Genomic DNA, 692 nt, shown 5'->3' with positions numbered 1-692 from the left:
GGGTGGAGCATTTTCAAAACTGAAGAGCTCGATCTGCGCATCGCCGCTCCTGAGATCGCATTTCCATGACCGGCGCACTTCGCGGAAATTTTCGGCGAGGATCTCGAAACCAAGGACGTCACAGTAGAAGCGCTTCGACGTCTCGTAGTCGCCGCAGATGATGGCGATGTGGTGGATTTTGTTGAACATGACTTTTCCGATGTTGGTTGACTGTCAGCGTTCCCTTACGGCCCGCGCCGTTTCTGCAATCCGCAAAAACTCCCGCGCCGCCAGCGGCAGCGACGAACCGCGGCGCCACACCAGCCCCACCTGCACCACAGGCAGCGAGCCCGATACGTCGCGGCTTTCAATCCTGTCACCTTCCAGTGACCAAGGGCGATAGACGAGGTCCGGCAACAGCGCGATGCCGGCGCCGGTGGCGACCAGGCTGCGCACTGCTTCGACCGAGCGTGTGCGAAAGGCGACATGCGGCTTGGCGCCGAGCGCGGTCAACAGTTTGCCGGTATTCTCCTCGATCTCGTCCACGGTGAGCATGATCAGCGGTTCCTGCGTGATGTCTTTCACCGAGATGATATCGGCGCTGCCGAGCTTGTGGCCCATGGGCAGCCAGAGGCGATAGGGCGAGGTTTCGATGATCTCGGCCTGCAGCGCCATGCGGTCGCGCAGGTTGGAGATCGTCATCACGGCAATGT

General features: G+C 60.7%; 2 protein-coding genes. Both read right to left on the bottom strand.

The window, feature by feature from the left end:
- Positions 1-189: VOC family protein (locus tag AC1D0P_RS26645; protein WP_477679478.1), on the bottom strand; the 189-nt coding region annotated here is incomplete at its 3' end.
- A gap of 24 nt (positions 190-213) precedes the next feature.
- Positions 214-692, bottom strand: a 479-nt coding sequence (locus AC1D0P_RS26640; protein ID WP_477679477.1) for a LysR substrate-binding domain-containing protein, incomplete at its 5' end; no start/stop codon positions are given.

It is taken from the genome of Polaromonas sp. P1_G2 (assembly GCF_056405515.1).
This window is presented reverse-complemented; position numbering and strand designations above follow the sequence as displayed.